This is a genomic window from Nocardia asiatica NBRC 100129 (assembly GCF_000308415.1).
Lineage (GTDB): Bacteria > Actinomycetota > Actinomycetes > Mycobacteriales > Mycobacteriaceae > Nocardia > Nocardia asiatica.
Genome location: NZ_BAFS01000182.1, coordinates 1 through 19,590, shown reverse-complemented (window position 1 = coordinate 19,590; position 19,590 = coordinate 1). Strand labels below are relative to the sequence as shown.

Annotated in this window: 23 protein-coding genes and 1 pseudogene; 13 read left to right on the top strand and 11 right to left on the bottom strand. The window is 69.5% G+C overall.

Annotation, left to right across the window (positions count from 1 at the left end):
* Nucleotides 1-181: 181 nt before the first annotated feature.
* Nucleotides 182-937: a TetR/AcrR family transcriptional regulator C-terminal domain-containing protein gene (locus ON27_RS17365; protein WP_083887637.1), complete on the top strand. Its 756-nt coding sequence runs from the start codon at nucleotides 182-184 to the stop codon at nucleotides 935-937.
* Nucleotides 938-1,042: 105 nt separating this feature from the next.
* Here the strand turns inward: ON27_RS17365 and ON27_RS17360 are convergent, their stop codons facing one another.
* On the bottom strand, nucleotides 1,043-1,237 hold the full coding sequence (locus ON27_RS17360) for a DUF7455 domain-containing protein (protein ID WP_036538000.1): 195 nt from the start codon (nucleotides 1,235-1,237) through the stop codon (nucleotides 1,043-1,045).
* A gap of 276 nt (nucleotides 1,238-1,513) precedes the next feature.
* Here ON27_RS17360 and ON27_RS17355 point away from each other — a divergent pair, with 276 nt between their 5' ends.
* Nucleotides 1,514-1,873 (top strand): DUF952 domain-containing protein, encoded by a 360-nt coding sequence (locus ON27_RS17355; protein WP_043727916.1) that lies wholly within the window; start codon nucleotides 1,514-1,516, stop codon nucleotides 1,871-1,873.
* Here the strand turns inward: ON27_RS17355 and ON27_RS17350 are convergent, their stop codons facing one another.
* Nucleotides 1,874-2,521 (bottom strand): response regulator transcription factor, encoded by a 648-nt coding sequence (locus ON27_RS17350; protein WP_043727913.1) that lies wholly within the window; start codon nucleotides 2,519-2,521, stop codon nucleotides 1,874-1,876. It abuts the gene before it with no gap.
* A complete protein-coding gene (locus tag ON27_RS17345) occupies nucleotides 2,518-3,714 on the bottom strand; it encodes a sensor histidine kinase (protein ID WP_043727910.1) in 1,197 nt (398 codons plus the stop codon). The genes ON27_RS17350 and ON27_RS17345 overlap by 4 nt, the downstream gene beginning before the upstream one ends.
* A 93-nt stretch (nucleotides 3,715-3,807) precedes the next feature.
* Here ON27_RS17345 and ON27_RS17340 point away from each other — a divergent pair, with 93 nt between their 5' ends.
* Together ON27_RS17340 and ON27_RS17335 are read left to right on the top strand one after the other, a co-directional pair.
* Complete coding sequence (locus ON27_RS17340; protein WP_043727907.1) at nucleotides 3,808-4,290, top strand: cation:proton antiporter regulatory subunit; 483 nt, start codon at nucleotides 3,808-3,810, stop codon at nucleotides 4,288-4,290.
* A 4-nt stretch (nucleotides 4,291-4,294) separates the two neighbouring features.
* Nucleotides 4,295-5,479 (top strand): cation:proton antiporter, encoded by a 1,185-nt coding sequence (locus ON27_RS17335; RefSeq protein ID WP_043727904.1) that lies wholly within the window; start codon nucleotides 4,295-4,297, stop codon nucleotides 5,477-5,479.
* Between the two features lie 73 nt (nucleotides 5,480-5,552).
* On the opposite strand, the pseudogene ON27_RS45685 reads toward ON27_RS17335, so the two are convergent.
* The 3 genes and pseudogenes from ON27_RS45685 to ppgK form a co-directional block, all read right to left on the bottom strand.
* Nucleotides 5,553-5,948, bottom strand: a pseudogene (locus ON27_RS45685) (rhomboid-like protein); the annotation flags it as partial.
* A gap of 203 nt (nucleotides 5,949-6,151) precedes the next feature.
* Nucleotides 6,152-7,531: an RNA polymerase sigma factor gene (locus ON27_RS17330; protein WP_043727901.1), complete on the bottom strand. Its 1,380-nt coding sequence runs from the start codon at nucleotides 7,529-7,531 to the stop codon at nucleotides 6,152-6,154.
* Nucleotides 7,532-7,724: 193 nt separating this feature from the next.
* The gene (ppgK, locus tag ON27_RS17325) at nucleotides 7,725-8,483 is read right to left on the bottom strand and encodes a polyphosphate--glucose phosphotransferase (protein ID WP_043727898.1); all 759 of its coding nucleotides are present in this window, start codon (nucleotides 8,481-8,483) and stop codon (nucleotides 7,725-7,727) included.
* A 197-nt stretch (nucleotides 8,484-8,680) separates the two neighbouring features.
* Here ppgK and ON27_RS17320 point away from each other — a divergent pair, with 197 nt between their 5' ends.
* Nucleotides 8,681-9,583 (top strand): inositol monophosphatase family protein, encoded by a 903-nt coding sequence (locus ON27_RS17320; RefSeq protein WP_043727936.1) that lies wholly within the window; start codon nucleotides 8,681-8,683, stop codon nucleotides 9,581-9,583.
* On the opposite strand, the gene cei is transcribed toward ON27_RS17320, so the two are convergent.
* Complete coding sequence (gene cei / locus ON27_RS17315; protein WP_043727933.1) at nucleotides 9,584-10,261, bottom strand: envelope integrity protein Cei; 678 nt, start codon at nucleotides 10,259-10,261, stop codon at nucleotides 9,584-9,586.
* A gap of 376 nt (nucleotides 10,262-10,637) precedes the next feature.
* Here cei and ON27_RS17310 point away from each other — a divergent pair, with 376 nt between their 5' ends.
* Nucleotides 10,638-10,940 (top strand): DUF4193 domain-containing protein, encoded by a 303-nt coding sequence (locus tag ON27_RS17310; protein ID WP_014351871.1) that lies wholly within the window; start codon nucleotides 10,638-10,640, stop codon nucleotides 10,938-10,940.
* A gap of 23 nt (nucleotides 10,941-10,963) precedes the next feature.
* Here ON27_RS17310 and ON27_RS17305 read toward each other — a convergent pair whose 3' ends face one another.
* Complete coding sequence (locus ON27_RS17305) at nucleotides 10,964-11,455, bottom strand: DUF3093 domain-containing protein (RefSeq protein WP_043727893.1); 492 nt, start codon at nucleotides 11,453-11,455, stop codon at nucleotides 10,964-10,966.
* A 73-nt stretch (nucleotides 11,456-11,528) separates the two neighbouring features.
* Between ON27_RS17305 and dut the strand changes: the two genes are divergently transcribed.
* On the top strand, nucleotides 11,529-12,029 hold the full coding sequence (gene dut / locus ON27_RS17300; protein ID WP_043727891.1) for a dUTP diphosphatase: 501 nt from the start codon (nucleotides 11,529-11,531) through the stop codon (nucleotides 12,027-12,029).
* Nucleotides 12,030-12,034: 5 nt separating this feature from the next.
* Nucleotides 12,035-12,901, top strand: a complete 867-nt coding sequence (locus tag ON27_RS17295) for a DUF3710 domain-containing protein (RefSeq protein WP_043727931.1) — start codon at nucleotides 12,035-12,037, stop codon at nucleotides 12,899-12,901.
* 10 nt (nucleotides 12,902-12,911) lie between these two features.
* On the opposite strand, the gene ON27_RS17290 is transcribed toward ON27_RS17295, so the two are convergent.
* Complete coding sequence (locus tag ON27_RS17290) at nucleotides 12,912-13,607, bottom strand: alpha/beta fold hydrolase (RefSeq protein WP_043727889.1); 696 nt, start codon at nucleotides 13,605-13,607, stop codon at nucleotides 12,912-12,914.
* A gap of 130 nt (nucleotides 13,608-13,737) precedes the next feature.
* Here ON27_RS17290 and ON27_RS17285 point away from each other — a divergent pair, with 130 nt between their 5' ends.
* The 3 genes from ON27_RS17285 (at nucleotide 13,738) to ON27_RS17275 (ending at nucleotide 15,604) form a co-directional block, all read left to right on the top strand.
* Complete coding sequence (locus ON27_RS17285; protein ID WP_043727928.1) at nucleotides 13,738-14,115, top strand: OB-fold nucleic acid binding domain-containing protein; 378 nt, start codon at nucleotides 13,738-13,740, stop codon at nucleotides 14,113-14,115.
* A gap of 3 nt (nucleotides 14,116-14,118) precedes the next feature.
* Nucleotides 14,119-14,814, top strand: coding sequence for a DUF3159 domain-containing protein (locus ON27_RS17280; protein WP_083887634.1), 696 nt, complete (start codon nucleotides 14,119-14,121; stop codon nucleotides 14,812-14,814).
* Between the two features lie 163 nt (nucleotides 14,815-14,977).
* Nucleotides 14,978-15,604 (top strand): sigma-70 family RNA polymerase sigma factor, encoded by a 627-nt coding sequence (locus ON27_RS17275; RefSeq protein ID WP_083887633.1) that lies wholly within the window; start codon nucleotides 14,978-14,980, stop codon nucleotides 15,602-15,604.
* Between the two features lie 48 nt (nucleotides 15,605-15,652).
* On the opposite strand, the gene ON27_RS17270 is transcribed toward ON27_RS17275, so the two are convergent.
* A complete protein-coding gene (locus ON27_RS17270) occupies nucleotides 15,653-16,324 on the bottom strand; it encodes a potassium channel family protein (protein ID WP_043727886.1) in 672 nt (223 codons plus the stop codon).
* A gap of 2 nt (nucleotides 16,325-16,326) precedes the next feature.
* The gene (locus ON27_RS17265; RefSeq protein WP_043727884.1) at nucleotides 16,327-16,992 is read right to left on the bottom strand and encodes a potassium channel family protein; all 666 of its coding nucleotides are present in this window, start codon (nucleotides 16,990-16,992) and stop codon (nucleotides 16,327-16,329) included.
* 161 nt (nucleotides 16,993-17,153) lie between these two features.
* Between ON27_RS17265 and ON27_RS17260 the strand changes: the two genes are divergently transcribed.
* Nucleotides 17,154-19,142, top strand: a complete 1,989-nt coding sequence (locus ON27_RS17260; RefSeq protein ID WP_043727919.1) for an APC family permease — start codon at nucleotides 17,154-17,156, stop codon at nucleotides 19,140-19,142.
* Between the two features lie 19 nt (nucleotides 19,143-19,161).
* A partial coding sequence (locus ON27_RS17255) for a TRAM domain-containing protein (protein WP_043727882.1) occupies nucleotides 19,162-19,590 on the top strand: 429 nt, incomplete at its 3' end.

Below are 19,590 nucleotides of genomic sequence, written 5' to 3'. Positions count from 1 at the left end.
GGTCGCCCTCGCCGCGCGGGGCGGGCCCGGCGCCGTGGCCGTGCCAGCTCCAGAGCGCGAACATGTGCCGGTCCGGTAGATAAGTGGCGTGTGTGCTGGGCAGAGCGGACCCCTCGAATAACGTATGCCGTACGGAGTATGGTGACAACGTACACCGTACCGGATTTGTTCCGAGGAGCCAGTGAGCGACGAATTCAGCCCCGCCCGAGCCCGGCAGCTGCTGAGCCTGCTGTGGCGGCACGAACGTCCGCCGCGCCCGGCGGGACGCGGTCCGAAGCAGACGGTCAGCGTCGACGCGGTGGTCGCCGCCGCGGTCGCGCTGGCCGACCGGGAGGGCTACGAGAAGGTCTCCATCCGGGCCGTGGCCGCCGAGCTGGGGCTACGCCCGATGAGTCTGTACACCTACGTGCCGAGCAAGGACGCGCTCGCGGTCCTCATGGTCGACGCGGTCGCGGACGAGGACGCCTCGATCCCAGGTGACCTGCCGCCGCGCGAACGGCTGGCCGCCGTCGCCCGTCAGGTCCGGGCGGAACTCCTCGCGCACCCCTGGCTGCTCGAGGTGCCGCCCTGGCGGCTCGTGCTCGGCCCCGGACGGATGCGGCGTTACGAGCGGCAGCTCGCCGCGATCGAGGGGCTCGGCTTGCCGGACGTGGTGATGGACCGGGTGATCGCCGTGCTCTCGGAGTTCGCCACCGGGAACGCTCGCATGGCGATCGCCGCAGCACGCGAGACCGGCCGGATGAGCGACGCGCGCTGGTGGGAGGTGCACGGTCCGCTGCTCACCGAGCTGATGTCGCCCAGCCGGTTCCCGCTGTCCTCGCGGGTCGGGGCCGCGGTCGGCGAGCTGTACCAGGCGCCCGCCGACCCGGAAGGCGCGTTCGAATACGGCCTGGCCAGGCTGCTGGACGGCATTCTGGGCGCGGCCTCCGGGAGATGACCGGCCCCTGGACACACCGACAGCGGGCGACCTGTGGGTCGCCCGCTGCCGGTGGAAACGGTGTTCTGTTGTCCGATGCTGTTGTGTCAGGACGCGAGGAGCAGGTCAGAGCGCGGGAGCGGACTCCGTGTCGATCACGGCGTCCAGCTCACGCAGCCGATCCATGTGTTCGTTCGCGTGGTGCTGGCAGAAGAGCAACTCTCCACCTGCGGGCAGTACGGCACGCACTCGGGCAGCCGCCCCGCAGCGGTCGCAACGATCGACCGCGGTCAGTGGGGTGCTTGTCAGGGTTCCTGGCATGACTCCTCCGTCCTGGCTCCCGGTCCCGACGACCGTTCACCTGGTGTGGGGCCCGTGGTCACTCACCACGAGCTCGCTACCGCTACTTCCCAGCAGGGGTATGACTACTCTGTCAGACGTTCGGGACGGGGGACTTTGTTCCCGCGCATGAACCAGTGTGTTTTCGATAACACGACCAGGGATTTCGCTACGGGCGAACGCCACAGGTCATGCCGCCGATGTGCACTGGGTCACACTCTCGATCGACCGATCCGGTTGTCCACTGGGAGATTACCCGTGACGTATGACACTCACACGCTTGTTCACCTATGCACATTGGGGGAATGGCTTTCCGCTCGGCAAACGGGAGAGTACTGTGCGCCCTCGCTCGCCGAAGCCGGGTTCATCCACCTCTCGTCTCCGCAGCAGGTACACCTGCCGGCGAATCGCTTGTTCGCGGGACGGCGTGATCTGGTGCTGCTGCGCATCGACCCGCGACGGGTGGGGTCGCCGATCGAGTGGGAGCCGGGCGTGCCGACCGATCCGGAATCGATGTTCTTCCCGCACCTGTACGGCCCGCTGCCGGTGGGCGCGGTCACGGGGGTCGAGGAGTACTTGCCCGCCGAGGACGGGACATTCGCTCCTCTTGTGGCGTGACTATCGATCGCGGATCTCGCGCGCCACGATGGCGGCCTGAACTCGCGACCGCACACCGAGTTTGGCGAGCACCCGGGAGACGTGCGTTTTGACGGTCGTCTCACCGATGAACAACCGCCCTGCGATCTGCGCGTTGGACAGGCCGTCGCCGAGGCAGTCGAGCACTTCGCGTTCGCGCTCGGTGAGTTCCGCGAGCCCGGCCGGAGCCGGTTGCGCGGCCGCCTGATTCGTCGCGGCGAAGGCCGCGATCACCGCCCGCGTGACTTCCGGAGCCAGCACGCCGTCGCCCGCCGCGACGGTGCGCACCGCCGCGACCAGTGACTGTCCCGACGCGGTTTTCAGAACGAATCCCGAGGCGCCCGCGCGCAGCGCGCGAAAGACGTACTCGTCCAAGTCGAATGTGGTCAGGATGAGCACCTTGGCCAAGCTGTCGGCGGTGATCCGCTCGGTGGCCGTGATGCCGTCCACACCGGGCATCCGGACGTCCATCAGCACCACCTGCGGCCGCAGCGCCCTGGCCTGCGCCACCGCGACATCACCGTCGGCCGCCTCGCCCGCCACCTCGATATCGTGCTCGGCGTCCAGGATCATCCGCAGGCCCGCTCGGATCGCGGCGTGGTCGTCGGCGATCACCACCCGAATGGTCATGCGGCACCGAGAGTGTCGAGCGGCAGCCTGGCCAGGACTTCCCAGCTGCCGGAATCCGGTCCGGCGCGGAGATTCCCGCCGAGGGCGGCCGCCCGCTCCCGCATGTTCACCAGGCCGCGACGCCCGGCCTCCGTGGCAGCGTGCGGCGGCCGCGCCGGCACGGTGGGATTGCGGACGGCGATTCTGAGCGTCTCCTCCTCGGCTCGCACCTCGATGGAGACCTCCTGGCCCGGGGCATGTTTCATGGCGTTGGTCATAGCCTCCTGGACGATGCGGTAGGCGGCCTGATCGACCGCGCTGGGCAGCGCCGCGCCGTCCAGTGCCGTGCGCACCCGCACCGAGATCCCGGCCGCGCGGGCGGCATCCACCAGGATCGGCAACTGGGCGAGCGTGCGCGGCGCGGCGGTCTCCGTCGTGGCGGCTCCGTCGCTGCGCAGCAAGCCGATCATGGTGCGCATCTCGTGCAGTGCGCTGACGCTGTCGGCGCGGATGGACCGCATGATGCCGGTCACGGCGGGGTCGCCGTCGCCGCGGTCCAGCACCCCGAGTGCCGCCTCGGAGTGCAGGGCGATGGCCGAGAGGTGCCCGGCGATCACGTCGTGCAGGTCGCGCGCCATGGTGGTGCGCTCGTCGGCGACGGCCGCGCGGCGGTCGAGTTCGGCGACCAGCGTCAGCGCCTGCGCGCGGGTGCGCTCGGCAGCCGCCACCTCCTTGTGCGTGCGCACGGAGTTCGCCCACCAGATCGGGGTCGCCACGAAACTGAACACCGCCACCAACGCCAGCGCGACCGCCCGCAGGTCACCGGTCGTCGCCAGGGTGAGCGCCACGGCGACGCCGGAGAACGCCCACCAGGCCGCCGTCGTGGCCCGCGAGGCCCGCCGCCCCGCGTACAGCACGGCCGAGTAGATCAGGTCGGCGTAGATGATCCACACCGGCACCGTCGCGCCGAGCCAGATGTCCGCCGCCAGGGGAAGCAGACCGCACAACATGGCCGCGATCGGGGTCCGGCGCCGAAAGAACGTCGCGACGCACAAGGCGGCCAGCACACCGAAGCGCACCGACAACGGCAAGTGCACGCCCCGATCGGTCATCGTGGACAGGCCGGTGAGGTACAGCGCGGCGCCGCCGGTGAACGCGAGCACCGCGCCCAGCGCATCCCGGGCTCGCTCCGGCAATTCCGACCACCGCCGCACGCCTCCATCACAGCACAGCGCCCGCGACGCGCCATCCGCCGAAGTGATGACCGATCCGGCGATCGCGCTCTGGATCCGGCTAATCTGGAGGGCGTGAACGTCGACGTCACCGCACTACCCGGAATCGGTGTCCGCAAGGACTTCGAAGTCCGTTCCGGTCGCCGAATCGGCGTGGTCGCCCACCGCGACGGTGATATCGACCTGATCGTCTCCAAGCTGGACGATCCCGACGCCTGTGCCGCCCAGATCCCGTTGACCACCGACGAAGCGGCGGTCCTGGCCAATCTGCTCGGCGCGCCGCAATTGGTCGCCAAGCTCAACGACGACCATCGGGACCTGCCCGGGATCACCACCCGTCAGCTCCCGATCGGGGACGACTCCCCGTACGACGGCCGCACCCTCGGGGAGACCGAGATGCGCACTCGCACCAAGGTCTCCATCGTGGCGGTCATGCGGGCCGGTCAGCTGCATCCCTCGCCCGGTCCCGATTTCACCTTCACCGCGGGCGATCTGCTCGTGGTGGTCGGCACTCCGGAGGGCTTGGATGCCGCCGCGAAGATCTTGACGCACGGCTGAGCACGTGACGGACACCGCGCTCGCCCTGATCGAGCTCGGAGCGGTTCTTTTCGTTCTCGGCATGCTGGGGCGTGTCGCCGGTCGTTTCGGTATGTCACCCATCCCGCTGTACCTGTTGGGCGGCGTCGCCTTCGGCCAGGGCGGCTTCATCGAGCTCGGGGCCGCCTACGACTTCGGCCACGTCGCCGGGGAGATCGGTGTGGTGCTGCTGCTCCTGCTGCTCGGCTTGGAATACACGGCGGCGGAGTTGGTGACGGGGCTGCGCCGGTCGTGGCCGGCCGGCTTGGTGGACCTCGTGGTCAACGCGTCGCCCGGCGCGGTGGTGGCGCTGATGCTGGGCTGGGGCGTCAACGGCGCGATCACGCTGGGGGGCGTCACCTACATCTCCTCCTCCGGCATCGTGGCGAAGGTGCTCGACGACCTCGGCCGCCTGGGTAACCGCGAAACGCCGGTGATCCTGTCCATCCTCGTGTTCGAGGATCTGGCGATGGCGGTCTATCTGCCCATCCTCACCACGGTGCTGGCCGGACTGAGCTGGGTCAGCGGGTTGCGCGCCCTGGCGCTGGCACTGATCACCATCACGCTGGTGCTCGTGGTGGCCCTGCGCTACGGACGCTACGTGTCGTCGGTCGTGGACAGCGCCGACCGCGAGGTCTTCCTGCTGACGCTGCTCGGCGCCGCGCTGCTGGTGGCAGGCATCTCCTCGGCGCTGAGCGTCTCGGCGGCGGTCGGGGCGTTCCTGCTCGGCATCGCGATCTCCGGCTCCACGGCGCACGCGGCGGCGAAGATGCTCGAACCGCTGCGCGATCTGTTCGCGGCCATCTTCTTCGTGGCGTTCGGGTTGAGCACCGAGCCGCGTTCGATCCCGCCGGTGCTGGGCTGGGCGATAGCGCTGGCGGCGGTCACTCTGCTGACGAAAGTGGCGACCGGGTGGTGGGCGGCGGCACGCGAGGGCATCCGTCCCCTCGGGCGGGCCCGGGCGGGCGCGGCCCTGGTCGCCCGAGGGGAGTTCTCCATCGTGATCGCGGGACTGGCGGTCAGCGCGGGGGCGATGGACGGGCAGCTCACCGCTCTCGCCTCGACCTACGTCCTGCTGATGGCCGTGCTCGGTCCGATCGCCGCGCGGGTGGTGGAGCCGGTGGTGGGTCGGTTGCAGAACCGCGGCCGTCCCGAGCCCGTCGTCTCCTGATCAGTCCGGCGGGGGCAGTCCGTTCCAGCCGGTGCCGGAACAGGCTCGCGGTCGCGCCCACGGCCGGCCCGATCACGGCGGCGCACAGATGGCCGTAGTCGGTGAACGTCGGCTCGATCCACAGCGCCGCGCCGAGCGCCACGATGATCGATCCGGCCCACACCAGGCGCACCGTGCCACGGAAACGGAACGCCAGCGCCGCCAGCACGGCCGAAAAGCCATAGCTAGCTGGCCCCACATCGGCGGCGACGGCCACCCGTAACGGGATGACGCCGCGCTCGATGACATGCGAGATGCCGGTGACGGCCAGCAGCGTCGACTTGATGTGGCCGGTGGCGAACAGCAGGATCCAGCGCGCGGTCCCTTGCCCGGTCGAGCCTGGCGCCCGCGAAAAGCGCCCTGTGCGCTCTGCTACGCGACCGGCGCGGCGGCGGCGGGGTTTTCTCTGTAGCCATGACGCGCAGGCCAGCCCAAGAGCGTCAGGGGCACCGCAACGATGTTCGGCTGCGCGACCGATGGCTGCGGCTGCGTCGACCTGTTGTGGACCGCGCTCGATGGCTCATGGCGCGGAGCGACGCGACCCGAATTCACGCCGGAAAGCGCGACGCCCGCATCCGCCGACCGCTCGGGATATCGAGCGGCACGACGATGCGGGCGTCGAGGCGATGCGACCTAGTCCAGGTAGTCGCGCAGGACCTGCGAGCGGCTGGGGTGGCGCAGCTTGCTCATGGTCTTGGACTCGATCTGGCGGATGCGTTCCCGGGTGACCCCGTAGACCTGGCCGATCTCGTCGAGGGTGCGGGGCTGGCCGTCGGTGAGACCGAAGCGCAGCCGGACTACGCCCGCCTCGCGCTCCGACAGCGTCTCCAGCACCGACTGCAACTGGTCCTGCAGCAGGGTGAAGCTCACCGCGTCCACCGCGACCACGGCCTCGGAGTCCTCGATGAAATCGCCGAGCTGGCTGTCGCCCTCGTCGCCGATGGTCTGGTCCAGCGAGATGGGCTCACGCGCGTACTGCTGGATCTCCAGCACCTTCTCCGGCGTGATGTCCATTTCCTTGGCCAGCTCCTCCGGCGTCGGCTCGCGGCCGAGGTCCTGGAGCAGCTCGCGCTGGATGCGGCCGAGCTTGTTGATGACCTCCACCATGTGCACCGGGATGCGGATGGTGCGGGCCTGGTCGGCCATGGCGCGGGTGATGGCCTGACGGATCCACCAGGTGGCGTACGTGGAGAACTTGTAGCCCTTGGTGTAGTCGAACTTCTCCACCGCGCGGATCAGACCCAGGTTGCCCTCCTGGATCAGATCGAGGAACGCCATGCCGCGACCGGTGTAGCGCTTGGCCAGCGAGACGACCAAGCGCAGGTTGGCCTCGAGCAGATGATTCTTGGCCCGGTTGCCGTCGCGGACGATCCAGTTGTAGTCGCGGCGCATCGCGACCGGCAGCTTCTCGCCCTGCTCGGTGAATTCGCGCACCTTCTCCGCCGCGTAGAGGCCCGCCTCGATCCGCTTGGCGAGTTCGACCTCCTCCTCGGCGTTGAGCAGCGCGACCTTGCCGATCTGCTTGAGGTAGGCGCGGACCGAGTCGGCCGAGGCGGTGAGCTCGGCGTCCTTGCGGGCCTGGCGCAGCGCCTCGGATTCCTCCTCGTCCCACACGAAATCGCCGGAGGCCTTGTCCGCCGCCGTCGGTTCTTCGGCCTCCTCGGCTTCGGCTCCTTCGGCCTCGGGTTCCTCGGCGACGTCGACCAGTTCGTCGCCGTCGGTGAGGTCTTCCTCGGAGACTTCCAGATCGCCGAGATCGTCGAGGTCCAGCGACTCGTCCTCGAGCGCCTCGTCGGCGCCGGGCTCGCCGTCCGGTCCCGCCTTCTTGGTGCCTGCCTTCTTCGCGGGAGCCTTGGCTGCCTTCGCGGCCTTCTTGGCAGGCGCCTTCTTGGCGACGGCCTTCTTCGCCGGAGCCTTCTTCGCGGCAGCCTTACGGACCGGCCGTGCTGCGTTTACATCTGCGGAGTCGGCATCGGCCGATTCGGCGGTCTGACGGGTATTCGTGGCTACCACGTACGCCCTTTCGTGACGGTCTCGTGCGGCGTCACGCCAGAGTGGTGTTCCGGCGGAGCGATCTGTCGGGTTGCACCGGCGGAGCGCCGGTCGGGGTTTCTCCGGCTCAGCCGGGCACGTTCCATTGTAACGATCTAACCAGGGTACCTACGGCACGATGCCGGGAACGGCATCCTCGCGGTACCCGCGCGCCTCATGGCGCGATACCCCCCGCGATCGCCATGGCGGCGCCGACGATGCCCGCGGTGTTGCGCAGGCGCGCCGGAATGACCGGGGTGCGGTTGGTGAGCAGCGGGATCCAGTGCTCGGCGTCCCTGCTGATGCCCCCGCCCGCGACGAAGACGACCGGGAAGAAGAGGTTCTCCAGCGTGGTCAGGACCAGGCTGACCTGCGCCGCCCACTGTTCGTAGGTCAGGTCGTCGCGTTCCTTCACCGAGGCCGCCGCGCGGTGCTCGCTCTCCATGCCCTGGACCTCCAGGTGGCCGAGTTCGGTATTGGGCACCAGCGTGCCGTGGTAGAGCAGCGCGGAGCCGATGCCGGTGCCGAAGGTCAGCAGCATGACCAGCCCCGCGAAATTCCTGGCCGCGCCGTAGTGGTCCTCGGCCATGCCCGCGGCATCGGCGTCGTTGAGCACGGTGACGGGCCGGCCGCCGAGCGCGGCGGAGAACAGCGCTCGCGCGTCGGTGCCGATCCAGGATTTGTCGATGTTGGCCGCGGTGCGAGCGACGCCGCCGAGGACCACGGCGGGCAGGGTGAGGCCGACCGGACCGTCCCACCCGGCCTTGGCGACCAGTTCGGCCACCGCCTCCGCCACGGCGAACGGTGTCGCGGGGTGCGGCGTCGCGATCTTGATCCGCTCGTGGACCAACTCGCCGGTGGCCAGATCGACCACGGCGCCTTTGACGCCGCTGCCACCGATATCGATGCCGAATGCGTGCCCCCGAGCGGACATGACTAACCCCTCGTTCCCTGTGCTGGCCGGTGTGATGACAGCGCTGCACGGGGCCCACGACGCCCCTGCGGGCGTGGCGAATGGGATGCCCGACGACGGCGCTGTGTCGTGCACGACAAGAGTAATGGGACCACGAGGCTGGGCGTTCGGCGAGGATGTGTGATGCGATGGAAGGCGTGCCGGAAACCTCATCGTCAGTGTCCGACTACACCTCCGACTCGTTCGTCTCGATCGTCGCGCGTGGCGACGAAGCCGACCTGCGGCGCGTCGCGGTCGACATCGCCGAGACGGCCGCCGCCCACGTCCGCGCCCGCCGTCCCGAGGTGTTCGGGCCCGGGGGCGCGCACGCCGAAGGCGCGGTGCAGTCCAAGAGCCACGCGACCGATCCGGTGACCATCGTGGACACCGAGACCGAAGACCTGATCCGAAGACTGCTCGCCGAACAGCGCCCGGGCGACCCGATTCTCGGCGAGGAGGGCGGCGGCAGCATCGATGACACGAGCGCCGACGTCGTCCACTGGGTGGTGGACCCGATCGACGGCACGGTGAACTTCCTCTACGGCATCCCGGGCTACGCCGTGTCGGTGGCCGCGCTGCGCGGCGGGCGGCCGGTCGCGGGCGCCGTGGTCGACGTCGCGCGCGCGGCCACCTACAGCGCCGGGCTCGGCCTCGGCGCGCTGCGGGTGGACGCCGACGGCGTGGTGGAGCACCTCAGCTGCACGCCCGTCGACACGGTCGCGATGGCGCTGGTCGCCACCGGATTCGCCTACGGCAGGCACCGCAGGAGCAGGCAGGCGGAGCTGGCCGCGCAGGTGCTGCCGCACGTGCGCGACATCCGCCGTTTCGGCGCCGCGGCGCTGGATCTGTGCCATGTCGCGGCGGGCCGGGTGGACGCGTACTACGAGCACGGATTGAACGCCTGGGATTGGGGCGCGGGCGCGCTGATCGCCGCGGAGGCGGGCGCGCGGCTCACGCTTCCCCCGGCCACCGCGCCGGGCGCCGACGGCGACCTGGTGGTGGCCGCCGCGCCCGGGATCGCCGGTGAACTCGGGGAACTGCTGGCCCGGGTCGGCGCTACCGAGCCGATCCCGGACCGCTGATCAGCAGCGGGCTTGCCGCGCGGCGTCGAGCAACTTGATATCGATCGAGGTGGAGTTGCCCGGCGCCGGGTTCTTCAGCGACCGCAGCACCTCCTCGGCGTCGTTGCTGGGCCGGATGTCCCGGAACAGCGAACCGAGCACCAGATCGACCGTCTCGTCGCCGCGCTGATCCTCGATCAGCTCGGCGCACGGCGCGACCAGCTGCACGGACGCGGCGGCCGGGCGGCCGTTCACCCCGAAGCGGATCTGCCCGGTGCACTCCAGGTCGCCGTTGACGTATACCGAATCGTTGCCGTATTGCGTGCCGGGCGCGCTCGCGAAGCCGAGGTCGCCGAGCTGGGCGGCGACGTGCGCGGCCTGACCGCGCTGGTTGTTCGCGTTCAGCACGCGTACCTTGCTCGCCGCCAGCGGTGCGGGTTCCACGTCCTGCAGCCGGCCGGCGCCGACGCGCTGGCCGAGCGGAGTCGCTTGCCGCGCACCGGGATCCGAGGCCGGACTCGGCGAGTTGCATGCCATCGCGGTGTGGTCGGCGTCGTGCGTCGTGAGGGCTTTTATCCAGACGATCCCGCAGATCAGTGCGAGAACGCCGAGCATGATGAGCCAGGGCTGGGGGCGCCTACGCAGGAACGGCCGACCTTGCGAATCCGTCGCGGTGCCTTCGGTGATCAGTGAAACCACCAGCACACTCTACGAAAATGTGGCGGGGCCGCGGCGCAAGGTCTCGGTGCGTTCCCCGGACGGTGTCGATTGCCCCTCATTTTCGACTCGGCCGTGTTTTGATTGCGCCTTTTCCTCCGGGGTCCGCTATTGTCTGGCGGCCCAGATCGAATCACCGGTGCGGAAATCAGTGGTCGGTCGCGGGAACAAGAAGGGCATGTCCTGCGTTTACCCAGCGCTATCCGGAGTGGATCGGCACGATCCGGCCTGATAGGCGACCGGTGTACGTGTGACGTGCACCACCGGCGGGGCGGTACCGGTCGCGGCGGTTCCGGCAGGAATCGGGTGTGAGCGGACCGGTCCGGGATATACGGAGTTAGGACGAGGGGAAGACGACATGGCAACCGACTATGACGCACCGAGGCGCACCGAATCCGACGATGTGTCGGAGGATTCGCTGGAGGAGCTGAAGGCTCGTCGTAACGAGGCGCAGTCCGCCGTCGTGGATATCGACGAATCCGATACCGCGGAGTCGTTCGAGCTTCCCGGCGCCGACCTGTCCGAGGAAGTGCTGACGGTTCGGGTGATCCCGAAGCAGGCCGACGAGTTCACCTGTTCCAGCTGTTTCCTGGTTCATCACCGGAGCAGGCTGGCCAGCGACAAGGGCGGCCAGATGATCTGCATGGATTGCGCCGCCTGATCTCGACGAGATCGAACACAGTGTCAGCCCGCGCTCGGAAGACCGAGCGCGGCAAGGACCCGTTCGGGCCGTCGCGTACTGACCAGCCAGTACGGCGTCGGATCGTCGGGGTCGTCGAGCACGAGCAAGACCATCGGCCCCACCCAGGGGCGATGCTGGACATAGGCGGCGGGGTCGAGCTGGCGGCCCAGCGCCGCGCTTTTCGCGGTGGGAGCGACGACGGCCGCGCGGGCCACGAAATTCACCGGCAGATGGGCGCGATCGGCGCGCAGCTCCGGTGTGCCGGCGGCGTCCGGCGCCACTTCGACACGGTGGCGGCTCAGCCACAGCAGCACCCAGACCGGCACCGGGAACAACACCACATAGGGCAGCCACGCCCGTAACCCCGGCGCGCCCATATGGATCTCCGCCGCGAGCAACCCGGTGATGGCGAAGGCCACGGGCCACCACCACAGCGGCACCCACAGGCGCTCCCGGTACAGGCGCGCTGGCTGCTTTTTCTCGTCCGTGGTCATGGGATTGGGCTGGTCCGACACGAGTCAACACTAAGTCACGAGGGCAAACAGCCTACGCGTAGGCTCGTCCAACGTGAGCGCACTTTCACCCATACCCTTGCTGCGGCTGGACCCCGGCATCCCCGTGCCCACGCGCGCCCATGCGGGCGACGCGGGCGTGGATCTGTGCACCACGCAAGACGTCATCCTGGAGCCGGGGGAGCGGGTGCTGGTCGGCACCGGCGTCGCGGTCGCCCTGCCGGTCGGCACGGTCGGCTTGATCCATCCGCGCTCGGGTCTGGCGGCCAAGGCCGGGCTGTCGGTGGTGAACACGCCCGGAACCGTCGACGCGGGGTACCGGGGCGAGATCAAGGTGTGCCTGATCAACCACGACCCGCGCACGCCGATCGAGCTGCGGCGCGGCGACCGGATCGCGCAACTGCTGGTGCAGCGAGTGGAGCTGGTGGATTTCGTGGAGGTCGACTCGCTCGACGAGACCACCCGGGGGGCGGGCGGCTACGGCTCCAGCGGCGGCCACGCGAGCCTGGCCGCGCACTCGAACGGGGCGGGCCGGGCGACCGGCAAGGAGGCATGACGAGAATGTTCGGAAAGCGAAAGAAGTCGAGCAGGGCCGCGGACGATCGGTACGACGAGGACGATTACGCCGACTACGGGGCGGAGTACGAAGCGGAGTACGACGACGAGTTCTACGACGACGCGCCCACCGACGAACGCTCCTACGAAGGCGTGGACCTGGACGCCGACCGGCTACAGGGCAAGCCGGGCCCGTACGACTACGACGAGGTGGCCGAGCTGCTGGAGACGGTGTCCGAGCAGCGGCTGGACTTGGGATCGGTGCTGCTGCCGGTCCCGCCCGGCGGTCAGCTGCAGGTCGAGATGACCCCGGAGGGCCAGCCGCAAGCGGTGCACCTGGCCACCGAGCACGGCCGGATCACCGTGGCGGCCTACGCCGCGCCCAAGACCTCGGGCCAGTGGCGTCTGGTCGCCGCGGACCTCGCGGATTCGCTGCGCAAGGACGGCGCCAGGGTGTCGATCGAGAACGGGCCGTGGGGCCGGGAGTTGCTGGCGCTGACCGAGGGCGCGGATCTGCGTTTCATCGGCGTGGACGGCTATCGCTGGATGGTGCGGCTGGTGGCGGCCGGCCCCTCGGGCGCGGCGAACGACGGCAGTCCGCTGGTCAAGGCGGCGCGCGCCATCCTGAGCGAGACGGTGGTCCGCCGTGGCGAGGATCCGCTGCCGGTGCGGGAGCCGCTGCCCGTGGTGCTGCCCCAGCAGTTGTCCGAGCAGCTGGCTGCCGCGCATCAGCAGCAGGTGGAGGCTCAGCAGCAGGCGATGGCCGCGCAGGTCGCGGCGCAGACCGGTGCGCAGCCGGTGGTGCCGCGGATGCCGCCGGGACCGCGGCGCGGTGCGGACGGGTCGGCCATGCAGCAGCTCGGCCTGAACTGAACGACCGGACTCACCGGAAGGCGCCGAGCCCCGCGTGTCCCAGGATCGCGGGATCGGCGCCGAGTTCGTCCAGCGTGATCCGGTGCAGTCGCGCGCGCGGAGCCAGCGCTGCCCACTCCTCGGCCACCGTCACCGGATGCACCGGGTCGTCGACGGCGGCGACGATCGCGATCGGCAGCTCGAAGGTGGCCAGGCGCTCGGCGTCCGGCCACTTGTAGTCGGCGGCTTCCTCCAGCGCCCGCGGCAGGTCCGGCCACTGCGCCCGCCACGACTGGGTCAGCGCGTCCGCGAGCCACCCAGGACTGCTCGCCCGCATTCGCTCGATCACCGCGGCGAGGCCGTCGGCGCGCAGCTGCGCCGCGGTGGCCGCCGCGCTCAGCGCCGCCGGGCAGGCGGCGGTGTCCGGTCCGGTCCAGGCGGGTAGCGCCGCCACGACTCCCACGACGTCATCCGGGTGCTCGGCGGCCCATTCCAGCGCGATCGCGGCGCCCAGCGAGATCCCCGCCGCCAGCACCGGGCCCGCCTGTGCCGCCGCGGTGAGCGCGGCCCGGCAGCTGGCGACCACGCGACGTGGATCCGGTTCCACGGCGACGAAATCCAGGCCGTGCGCTGCGCTCGCGGGCCCGAAGGCGCGCTCGGCGAAATCGGCGTCGGATCCGGTGCCGGGCAGTGCCACCACGCGAGCCGGGTGTGGGGAGTCGAACATCGGTCCGAGCGTAGCGGGGGTGGCCCGGTCCATCTACAGTGGCGGTGTACGGCCTCAGCAGGTCGTGCGGATCGGATCCCTCACGATGGTGTGCGACCCACGCCATCTGCTCTATGCAGGAGAGCGTGCAATGTCATCCGCAGCCTCAGGATATTTCCGACGTCTGGGCCGCAGACTGACCGAAGACATCGATCAGCTCGACGCCCAAGAGCTGGCCGAGACATCCGAGGCCTCTGGAGCGTGTCGCGCGTCGGAGTGTCGGCGCGGTGACGAGGCCACCATGCTCGGTAGGCTCCGCAGTGTCGAGGCGTGTCCCAAGTCGGCCGGTGCCAGTGTCCAGGCCGAGTTCTTCGACGGCACGGACGCGATTACGCTGGTCTGGATCGGGCGCAGGCGCATTCCCGGCATCGAGCCGGGGCGGCGCATCCTGGTCCGTGGCCGGGTGGGCGACCGTGACGGCCGCAAGGTGATCTTCAACCCCTACTACGAATTGCGCGGGAACAGCTGACGTATGCCATTGAGCGACGACAACGCAGGATCTGACGACCGTACCGGGCGGCTGGAGCTGCCAGACCGTGACGAGGAACGTGCCGAGCAGACCCTCCTCGAACAACTCGGCGGCTTCAGCGGCCTGATCTACTCGACTCTCCCCGTTGTCGTGTTCGTTCCCGTGAACAGCGTCGCCGGGCTGGCCGCCGCGATCTGGTCGGCTCTCGGGGTGGCCGCCGCCATCCTGATCTGGCGTCTGGTGCGGCGCGATCCCATCCAGCCCGCCATCTCGGGTTTCTTCGGCGTCGGCATCTGCGCCTTCATCGCCTACCGCATGGGCGAGGCCAAGGGTTTCTTCCTCTTCGGCATCTACACCAGCCTCGTGTACGCCGCGGTGTTCCTCGGGTCCATTCTGGTCCGCCGGCCGTTGGTCGGCGTGATCTGGGGCGTGCTGAACGGTCACGGCTCGGACTGGCGGTCCGATCCGCGCGCGGTGCGTCTCTACGATCTGGCCACCGCCACGTGGATCGTGGTGTTCGGCGCGCGCTATCTGGTGCAGTCCCAGCTCTACGACACCGACCGGACCGGCTGGCTCGCGTTCGCCCGTATCGCGATGGGCTGGCCGCTCACCGCGGTGGCGCTGGGCGTCACCATCTGGGCGGTGCGCCGGGCGGGTCATCTGCCCGCCAAGTCGGTGGCCGCGGCAAGGCCCGCCTGAGCCGTTAACCCTCCGCCACCACCCGGCGAAAACCACAGAGGTGGGGGGAGTCCCACCGCCGAGGTGGGTGCTTCCCCACCCTGGGGTGCCTGGTTGCCGTCCCGAGTTCATCGGACGATCTATGCGTACCGAAACGCACTGATCGGCAAGAAAGGACTCGGACGTGGCTACCGAGCACAACACCGCGGCACTGCCCAAGAACCACCATCCCGCTCTCTCGGAGAGCCGGCGGGTATCGGCCGAGCTGGACAAGCTGATCGGCCCGGCGGCGGCGGGCGACCGTCAGGCCGTCACCGAGATCATCCGGATCGTGCACCCGCTGGTGCGGCGCTACTGCGGTGCGCGCCTGGGCAACACGGCCCATCTGCAGGTCACCGCCGACGACGTGGTGCAGGAGATTCTGCTGGCCACGGTCAACGCCATCCCGCGCTACCGCGACCAGGGCAAGTCGTTCCTGGCCTTCGTCTACGGCATCGCCGCCAACAAGGTCGCCGACGCGTTCCGCCGCTCGCAGCAGCACCCCGCCTATCCGATGGCCGACGTCCCGGACTACGCCTCCTCCGCCGCCGGGCCGGAGGAATGGGCGCTGGCCTCCGAACGACGCACCGCCACAAGGGAACTCATGAAGGTGCTGGCGCCGGCGCACCGTGAGGTGCTGGTGATGCGCATCGTGCTGGGCTGGTCGGCGGCGCAGACCGCGGAGGCCATCGGCACCAGCCCCGGCGTGGTGCGGGTGATGCAGCATCGCGCGTTGAACAAGCTGCGCGCCGAGCTGAAACTGGCCGCGTAGTCCTCCGGCGGCGCTTCGCCGAGAACGCGTCCGGCCGTGTACGGGGAGTTACGGTCTGATGCCGTGATTGGCGAGTTCCACCCGGAGGTCCTCCTCGGCCTCCACCGAAGTCACGAACAGCAGCTCGTCGTCGCCTTCCAGCGCGTCGTCCGGCTGCGGCACGATCACCCGCCCGCCGCGCAGAATGGTCACCAAGGCGGCGTCGCGCGGCAGTGTGAGGGTGCGCACCGGCTTGCCCGCCAGGGCGGTGTCCGCGGGCAGCGTCATCTCCACCAGGTTCGCCTGGCCCTGACGCAGCGTCATCAGGCGCACCAGGTCGCCGACGGACACCGCCTCCTCGACCAGCGAGGCGAGCAGCCGGGGTGTGGACACCGCGACGTCCACACCCCAGGAGCCGTCGAAGAGCCATTCGTTGCGCGGATCGTTCACCCGCGCCACCACCCGCCGCACCCCGAACTCGGTCTTGGCCAGCAGGCTGTGCACCAGGTTCGCCTTGTCGTCACCGGTGGCCGCGATCACCACCTCGTAGGTCTCCAGCCCGGCCTGCTCCAGCAGCGCCAGTTCGCAGGCGTCGGCGTGCACCCAGACCGCGTCCGGGATCGCCGCGGAATCGATGTGCTCGAGCTGACGCTCCAGCAGCATGACCCGGTGCCCGCCGCGCAGGAGCTCCCTGGCGATCGATCGGCCGACGGCGCCCGCTCCGGCGATGGCCACTTTCATGTTCAGTCCTCGCTCGCTGGGGGCTTCGCGGCCATGGCGACGGTCTCGCCCACGGTGCCGGACGCGGCGGCCACATAGACGATGTCGTCGGCCTGGATGATGGTCTTGCTGTCGGGAAGCAGCGCCTGGCCGAAACGGATGATGAACGCCACCCTGGCCGAGACGGTTCGCTCCAGGTCGCGCACGGTGCGGCCATACCACTCCTCGTGCAGCGTCAGCTGCGTCACAGCAACCGTTCCGGTCGGGTCGCGCCACGTGGTGGTGCCGGTGTCGCCGACCAGCGCGCGCAGGAAGCGGTCGGTGGTCCACGGGACCGTCGCGATGGTCGGGATGCCGAGCCGCTCGTAGACGGCCGCGCGTTTGGCGTCGTAGATGCGGGCGACCACCCGCTCCACGCCGAACATCTCCCGGGCCACCCGGGCGGAGATGATGTTCGAATTGTCGCCGGAGGAAACCGCCGCGAACGCGTTCGCCCGCTCGATTCCCGCCTTGATCAGCACATCTCGATCGAATCCGACCCCCGTCACCCGCTCACCAGGGAAATCGGAGCCCAGCCGGAGGAAGGCACTGGAGTCCCGATCGATCACGGTGACTTCGTGACCCACGCGGACCAGGGCGTGGGCCAGCGACGAGCCGACGCGCCCGCACCCCATGATCACTACGTACACCGTGCAACCTCGTTCCTGGAACCATGGTGTTCGGTCTGCTCTGCTGTCCGGTCGAACGCTACCCGTCGAATGATTCCACCGGCCACGTTCCCCCTTCGGCCGACGAGCAAACCTGCGAGCCACGCGCGCGATCCACCGTGCGGGGGCCTATGCTCGCTCCAGTGTCCAAGTTGACGACGGCAGCGAAGCGAGTGCTGCTGGGCAGGCCTTTCCGTAGCGACTCGCTGGGCCACACGCTGCTGCCGAAGCGAATCGCGCTTCCGGTGTTCGCCTCCGATGCCATGTCCTCGGTCGCCTACGCTCCCGAAGAGATCTTCCTGGTTCTGTCGGCCGCCGGAGTCGCCGCGTATCTCTACGCGCCGTGGGTCGGATTGGCGGTCGCCTTCGTCATGGCGGTGGTGGTGGCCAGCTACCGGCAGAACGTGCACGCGTACCCGTCCGGCGGCGGCGATTACGAGGTCGCCACCACCAACCTCGGACCGAACGCGGGCCTCACCGTCGGCAGTGCGCTGCTGGTCGACTACGTGCTCACCGTCGCGGTGTCGATCTCCTCGGCCGCGTCCAACATCGGCTCGGCCATCCCGTTCGTCGCCACCCACAAAGTGTTGTTCGCCGTCGTGGCGATCGCGCTGCTCACGGCGATGAACCTGCGCGGGGTGCGGGAATCGGGCACCACCTTCGCGGTTCCGACCTACGCGTTCATCTTCGGCATGGTCCTCATGCTCGGCTGGGGCCTGTTCCGGATCTTCGTGCTCGGCGAGGATTTGCGGGCCGAATCGGCCGGGTTCGGATTGAACGCCGAGCACGAGCATCTTTACGGGCTGGCGTTCGCCTTCCTCATCGCGCGCGCGTTCTCCTCCGGCTGCGCCGCGCTGACCGGTGTGGAGGCGATCAGCAACGGTGTCCCCGCCTTCCGCAAACCCAAGTCGCGCAACGCCGCCACCACCTTGCTGATGCTGGGCGCGATCGCGATCGTATTGCTGATGGGCATCATCGTCCTGGCCCAGAAGATCGGCGTGGTGTACGCGCACGACGCCGGCGACCTGACCGGCACGCCGCCCGACTATCAGCAGAAGACGCTCATCGCCCAGCTCGCCGCAACCGTGTTCGACGGCTTCCCGTTCGGGTTCTTCTTCATCACGGCGGTGACCGCGCTGATCCTCGTGCTCGCCGCGAACACCGCGTTCAACGGGTTTCCCGTGCTCGGCTCGATCCTGGCGCAGGACCGCTACCTGCCGCGCCAGCTGCACACCAGGGGCGACCGGCTCGCGTTCAGCAACGGCATCCTGTTCCTGTCCGGCGCGGCCATCGCGTTCGTGGTGCTGTTCGGCGCCGAGGTGACCAAGCTGATCCAGCTGTACATCGTCGGCGTGTTCGTCTCGTTCGTGCTCAGCCAGACCGGCATGCTGCGGCACTGGACCCGCTTGCTGCGCACCGAGACCGACTCGGCGCAGCGCGCGCGGATGAAGCGATCCCGGGTGATCAACGCGGTCGGTCTTTCCGCGACCGGGGCGGTGCTGGTGATCGTGCTGATCACCAAGTTCTTCGCGGGCGCCTACATCGCCATCTTCACCATGGTCGCGATCTTCGTGGTCATGAAACTGATTCGCAGACATTACGATTCGGTCGCGCGGGAGCTGGACGAGCACGAGTGGGACGGCGTGCTGCCCAGCCGTTCGCACTCCATCGTGCTGGTTTCCCGGCTGCACCTGCCGACCCGGCGCGCGCTGGCCTACGCGCGCGCCAGCCGCCCCGACACGCTGGAGGCGGTGACGGTGAACGTCGACGAGGCCGACACCAGGGCGCTGGTGCGGGAGTGGGAGAACAGCGACATCACGGTGCCGCTCAAGGTGATCGAATCGCCTTATCGCGAGATCACCAAGCCGGTGCTGGATTACGTGAAGCGGGTGCGCAAGGACGCCCCGCGCGACGTGGTGACCGTGTTCATCCCGGAGTACGTGGTCGGCCACTGGTGGGAGCAGGTGCTGCACAACCAGAGCGCGCTGCGGTTGAAGGGCAGGCTGCTGTTCGAACCCGGCGTGATGGTGACCAGCGTGCCGTGGCAGCTGAGCTCGTCCGCGCGGGCGAAGGCGCCCGGCGTGGTGAACGCTCCCGGCGCGGTGCGGCGCGGGTACGGAGATCGGACATGACGCCCACGGAGCATTCGGGATGAGCGATTGGCGGACCAACACGTTCGACGTGCGGCTCGGCCCGCCGGGGCACGGCGGCTTCTGCGTCGCACGGCACGAGGGACGTGTGGTCTTCGTCCGGCACGGGCTGCCCGGCGAGCTGGTGCGGGTACGGGTCACCGAGGATCGTGGCGGCTCGTTCTGCCGGGCGGAGGCGGTCGAGGTGCTCGAGGCGTCGCCGGACCGGGTGCCCGCCACCTGCCCGGTCTCCGGTCCCGGCGGCGCCGGATGCTGTGACTTCTCGTTCGCCACGCCGACGGCCCAGCGCGCGGTGAAGGCAACGGTGGTGGCCGAACAGTTGCGGCGGCTGGCCGGGATCGAGCGGGAAGTGCTGGTGGAGACGATCGTGCCCGGGGACGCGATCGGTGGGTGGCGCACCCGGGTGCGGCTCGCGGTCGACGCGCACGGA